Below are 5,547 nucleotides of genomic sequence, written 5' to 3'. Positions count from 1 at the left end.
GCCCTGCGAGGCGGCGCACGCCTGATTGCCGCCGGCCCCGGGAACCGGCGCGCCATTCACGATGCGACCACTGGCCAGGATGTCGTGGCTCAGTGTCGCATCCCCGTACACGGCGAGGATGACCGGACGGGTGCCCACGATGCGCAGTTCGCCGCCCAGGGCCAGGGTCCGCACCGGGATGAGAAGGATTTCGGGGGCACCGCCAGTCTGGGGCAGTGGGTGGACACTGAAGGCGGTGGTATCCGGGCCTCCATTCGCCTGGGGTGTCCAGGTCTGGGTCTCCGTGTCGAACACCACCGGCCCGGTGGTCCTCAGTTCGCCGATGTCACCGCCAGGAATGACGTTCGGATTGAAGTTGGTGGGCGTGTATGGGAACGCGACGCACTGGCCAGACGCGCTGCATACGCGCGGCGTTCCGGACTCATCCTGGCTGCAGGGCAGGTCGAACTGCGCCGGGTCCCCCGCGTAGATGCAGGAGTTGTTCGCCGTGCAACCCGCGACCGTAGTGCACTCCCTGGATGGGCAGGGCGTGGGCGTGCCATTGCACGTGCCTGCGCCGTCGCAGAAGCCCGGAGCGTGGCAGACGTCTCCGTCCACGCAGGATGCGGAGACCGGCTTGGGGGCGTACTCACAACCGCCATTGGTAGGGTTGCAGGTGCCCGTGGATTCCTGGCACTGGGCATTCATTGGCGTGGTGCACGCCTTCGGGTCGCCCACGCACTGCTTGCCGGCGGTGCAGCGGCCATTGAGCATGCACGGGTTCCCGGTGTCGCAGGTCGTGCCGACGACCACGTTCCCCTCGATGCACTGGCCCGTGGACGCCTCGCACGTCACCGTCGCCTGGCATTGGCCCGCGCCCTGCGTGCACTTGGGCGTGCCACCTCCGCACAGCGCAGACGCACCCACGCCAATGCATTTCTTGGCCATGTTGCACAGGTCCCCGTCCGTGCACGTCTTCTGCGCGCACTTCGTATCCGCGCACGCCTTCTTGCCATCACAGTCGAAGTCGATGGCCGTGTCGCACTTCTCCTCGGCGCCCGGATGGACGTCGTCCCGCGTGTCGTCGCAGTCGGAGATGCCCGCCCATTTGAGGCCGGCAGGGGAGGGAGAGCCGTCGCCGTCCAGGTCCACCGCCTCCAACGTCACGTTGTAGGGCGTGAACTCCTTGGGAACGACGTTGAGCGAAGCGTTCGTGAACGTCTCCACCGCCTCCCCCGTGCACCCCGGCTCCACGTAGGAGGACACCGTGACGCTCAGCGTGGTGTCCCAGTCCGCCTTGCGGCGCACCGCGACCAGGACCTCTTTCTTGTCCGGGTTCTTGAACTGGCCGGCCGGGATGTCCGTGGCTTCCTGATGACCCTGCGCATCCTTCGCCTCCACGCGCACGCACGCGGGCTTGAAGGTGCCGTAGGTCACGGACACACGGATGGCGCCTTCGTCGGGGGCCTTTTCCCCACAGGCGGCCAGGAACACCACGCATCCCAACAGGCAGAGCCGATACATGGCGCCGCACTGTAGCCAACACTTCCCTGCGCCGGGGAGCGGGGCCGGTAAGACCCCGGCTCCCCGTCAACAGGGGAACTCAGCCGCGCAGGGACACCACGGTGACGCCGTCTCCGCCCTCGTGGCTCTCGCCGGGGCGGAACATGCGGATGTACGGCGAGGCAGCCAGGTGGTCCCGGATGGCCTGCTTGAGGGCTCCCGTGCCGTGGCCGTGGATGATGAGCGCGGCGTCCTCACCCTTGCGCAGGCCCTGGTCCAGGAATGTCTCCAGCTCCGCCAGCGCGTCGTCCGCGCGCATTCCGCGCACGTCGCAGCGGAAGTTCGTGGCCTCCACCTGCGACGGCGCCGCGGAGGCCGCTCGCTTCAGGGCCGCTTCGCCCTTCCGCTGCTCCGGGAACTTCGCCTGCTGCGGCTTCTTGCCCCGTGAACCGGACAGCTCCGTCGTGGCCACGCGCATCTTCAGCGCGCCGCCCGCGGACACCACCGCCTGGCCTTCCGTCAGCTCCAGGATCTCCACGTCCCGGCCCAGGCCGGAGTGGTGCACCCACGCGCCCACCTTGAGGGTCGCGGGCCCCGGGGCCTCCACCTGGAACAGCTCCGCCTTCGCCGCCGCCGCGCGCTTCTGCGCCTCATCCGCGCGCTGCTGCAACTGCAGCCGTGCCTCGGAGAGCGCCTTCTCATTCTGCTCCGAGCGCAGCTTCGCCAGCAGGTCGCGGACCTCCTGGGCGGCGTGCTCGCTGGCCGAGTGCACGTCCTCGTTGAACTGCATCATCCGACCCTTGCGCTCACGCTCGAAGGCGACCTTCTGCTTCTCCAGGTCCGCGCGGAGCGCCTCCGCCTCCTTCGCCGCGATGCGCGCCTTCTCCAACTCCTCGGAGAGCTTGCGCCGCTCGTCCTCCGCGGCCGCCAGCGCCTTGGTGAGCGGACCGCCCGCGTTGAGCGACAGCTCCCGAGCGCGCTCGCACACGGAGGCGGGCAGGCCCACCCGCGCCGCCACGTCGATGGCGGACGACTGACCGGACGCGCCCATCTGCAACCGGAACGTGGGCGCCATCCGCTTGGAGTCGAAGCCCACGCGCGCGTTGAGGAAGCGCGGATCCATGTGCGCCAGCGCCTTGAGCTCCTCCAGGTGCGTCGTCACCAGGACGTACACCCCCTTGCCCAACAGCTCCTCCAGCACCGCGATGGCGATGGCCGCGCCCTCGCGAGGATCCGTGTCCGAGGCGATCTCGTCGATGAGCACCAGCGAGTCCGTCCCCACCGCCGCCAGGATGTCCCGCAGCAGGGTGACGTGGCCGCTGAACGAGGACAGGCCCTGCGACAGGTCCTGCGTGTCTCCCACGGTGGAGTGCACGGAGCGGTACAGCGGCATCCGCGACCCTTCGCCCACCGGGATGGGCAGGCCCGCGCGCAGCATCAGCGCGCACAGCCCCACGCCCGTCAGCGTCACCGTCTTGCCGCCCGCGTTGGGGCCGGACACCACCAGCGCCCGGGCGCTTTCGGTGAGCGTCACGTCGTTGGACACCACCTCCGTGCCCTTGAGCACCAGGCGCGGGTGGCGCAGCGCGCGCAGCTGCAGTTCCTTCACACCCACGAAGGTGGGCGTCGTGGCGTCCAGGTCCGCGGACAGGATGGCGATGGCCTCCACCTCGTCCAGCTCCGCCACCGCCTCCAGGCCCTCCAGCATGCGCGCGGACTCGCGGCCCACGAGCCGGCTCAGCTCCTGGAGGACCTTGAGCTCCTCCTCCGCGACCTCCGACTGCGCGATGGCCAGGTCGTTGCCCAGGCCCACCATCGCCTGGGGCTCCATGAAGAGCGTCTGCCCCGTCTGGCTGGCGTTGTGGACGATGCCGTCCACCTCCGCGCGGTAGTTCGACACCACCGGCACCACGTACCGCCCGTTGCGCAGCGTGTAGTAGTTCTCGCGCAGCTTGGTGGTGAACGTCAGGTCGTGGAGCATCTCGTCCAGGCGCGATTTGATCCGCCGGTGCAGGCCGCGTGCTCGGTCGCGCGCCTCCTTCAGCTCGGGGCTCGCGCGGTCGGAGATGGTTCCGTCCGGTTCGAAACACTGATCCAACCGGCGCGCCATGGCCTCCAGGAAGGGCAGGCGCTTGGAGATCTCCACCAGGCGGGGGACGCGCTCCTTGCGCTCGTCCAGGGCCTCGCGGGTGCGGGCGAAGGCGAAGAGCAGCTGGGCCGCGTCGATGAGCTGCCGGGGCTCCAGCACGCCGCCCTTCTCCGCGTGGCCCACCGCGGTGCGCAGGTCCGTCACGCCGCCCAGGGGCATGGAGAACTGCTGCTGGGAGAGGAAGCGGGCCTCGTCGACGAGCGCCAGCGCTTCGGTCACCTCCGTCTCGGTGTCCAGGAATGGACGGGCCAGCACCCGCTCCCTTCCTGGCTCGGTGCGGCAGCGCTGCGTCAGCGCGCGGAGCACTTCCGGGAAACCAAGGTCTTCCAACGTCCTTTGGGAAATCTGCACGGTCATGGGTTTCATGCGAGGCCGGGTGTCCGTCAAGAGGAAGTATTGAGGTGGCCCACCGGGACCTGCTATCTGCCAACCATGATGTGGGTTCTCGTGGCGGCGCTGCTTGCGGGCGCGTCCGACGCACCGGCCTCTCCGGTCCTGACGGCGCAAGCGGCTCCGGCCCCCAGTCCGCTGGCGGATGCGCTGGCGCTGGAGACCTCGGGCAACGACGCGGGTGCCCTCGTCGCCCTGGAGCGGCTGATTACCAACCAGCCCCGCTGGGAGTTGCCCCGGCTGGAGGCCGCGCGCCTGCTCCTCAAGGGAGGCAGCGCCCCGGAGCTGGAGCGCGCCCGGACCCATCTGGACGCGGCCCTGCGCGAGGCCCCTGACAACCCCCGCGTGTACTTCCTCCAGGGGCAGCTGCTGGAAGAGAAGAGCGCCACCTTCGACGCCATCCGCGCCTATGAGAAGGCGGTGACCTTGCGCCCCTCCTATGACGACGCGCGCTTCCGGCTCGCGGGCCTCTGGGCGCAGGCGGGGGACTGGCTCAAGGCGGAGCTGCACTACCGCCCCCTGTCCAAGTCCCGGCCCGCGTGGGTGCAGGTGCGCATGCAGCTGGCGGCGGTGCTGGAGAAGCAGGGCCGCACGCTGGACGCGGAGCGGGAGTTCCTGGCCGCGCGCGACGCCCAGCCGGACAACCCGGGTGTCCTGAGGACCCTGGCGACCTTCTACGAGCGGACGGACAGGCCCCAGCTCGCAGCGAAGGTGAGGGCGCAGCTGACGGCGCCGGAGAAGCGCAACATGCGGGCCCTCAAACCTTCAAAGCGCTGACAGCGAGCGGCGGAGCGCGGTCCGTGGCGATTGCTTCGCGCGACGCGCTGCATACACTGCCCCCGCTTTGAAGACCGCCAACCTCGCCATCGTCTTCACCGACATCAAGGGCTTCACCGAACGCACCAGCCGGCAGACGCTTGAGGAGAACCAGCGTCTGCTCCAGGTGCACGACGCGTTGCTCGCGCCGCTGTTCAAGGCGTTCGGTGGACGCATCATCAAGTCGATTGGCGACGCGTTCCTCGTCACCTTCGAGTCCCCCACCCAGGCGGTGCTGAGCGGCATCGCCATCCAGGACCGGCTCTGGCACCACAACCGGCAGCTGCAGGAGGACGAGCAGATCCACGTGCGCGTCGCGGTGAACGTGGGCGAGGTGCGGGTGGAGACCAACGACATCTTCGGCGAGCCGGTGAACATCGCCGCCCGCGTGGAGGGCATCACCGACGCGGGCGAGGTCTTCTTCACGGAGGCCGTCTACCTCTCCATGAACAAGGCGGAGGTGCCGTCGCAGGAGGTGGGCGCGTTCGAGTTGAAGGGCATCCCCGGGAAGATCCGCGTCTTCCGCGTGCCGCGCGCGCCCTACCGGGTGCTGGCGCCGGCGGCGCCTGACGCGGTGCTGCCCTCGCCGGAAGAGGCGGCCTTGCTGCCTCCCTACGGCAACCTGGCCCTGGCGCGCGTGGAGTCGAATCTGGATCTGGGCCAGCGCGCGGCGGCGGGCGCGGCGGCGATGGGGCAGGGCGCGGTGGCGG

At 69.7% G+C, this 5,547-nt stretch carries 4 protein-coding genes; 2 read left to right on the top strand and 2 right to left on the bottom strand.

All coding sequences use genetic code 11. From position 1 onward, the window contains the following. Both D7V77_RS39645 and D7V77_RS39640 read right to left on the bottom strand, forming a co-directional pair. Positions 1–1,503, bottom strand: a 1,503-nt coding sequence (locus tag D7V77_RS39645; protein ID WP_120581392.1) for a putative metal-binding motif-containing protein, incomplete at its 3' end; no start/stop codon positions are given. Positions 1,504–1,582: 79 nt separating this feature from the next. Continuing rightward, positions 1,583–3,988 (bottom strand): endonuclease MutS2, encoded by a 2,406-nt coding sequence (locus D7V77_RS39640; protein ID WP_120581391.1) that lies wholly within the window; start codon positions 3,986–3,988, stop codon positions 1,583–1,585. A gap of 75 nt (positions 3,989–4,063) precedes the next feature. Between D7V77_RS39640 and D7V77_RS39635 the strand changes: the two genes are divergently transcribed. Together D7V77_RS39635 and D7V77_RS39630 are read left to right on the top strand one after the other, a co-directional pair. Beyond that, complete coding sequence (locus D7V77_RS39635) at positions 4,064–4,798, top strand: lipopolysaccharide assembly protein LapB (RefSeq protein ID WP_120581390.1); 735 nt, start codon at positions 4,064–4,066, stop codon at positions 4,796–4,798. Between the two features lie 67 nt (positions 4,799–4,865). After that, on the top strand, positions 4,866–5,547 hold a 682-nt coding region (locus D7V77_RS39630; RefSeq protein ID WP_147452311.1), incomplete at its 3' end, for an adenylate/guanylate cyclase domain-containing protein.

Source organism: Corallococcus sp. CA041A, from assembly GCF_003612075.1.
GTDB lineage: Bacteria > Myxococcota > Myxococcia > Myxococcales > Myxococcaceae > Corallococcus > Corallococcus exiguus.
Note: the sequence above shows the minus strand (reverse complement) of the source record. Positions and strands in the feature narration are given on the sequence as shown.

Coding starts and splice junctions, on each gene's coding strand:
- D7V77_RS39640 (WP_120581391.1), bottom strand. CDS start 3,988: ATGACCGTGCAGATTTCCCAAAGGACGTTGGAAGACCTTGGTTTCCCG.
- D7V77_RS39635 (WP_120581390.1), top strand. CDS start 4,064: ATGATGTGGGTTCTCGTGGCGGCGCTGCTTGCGGGCGCGTCCGACGCA.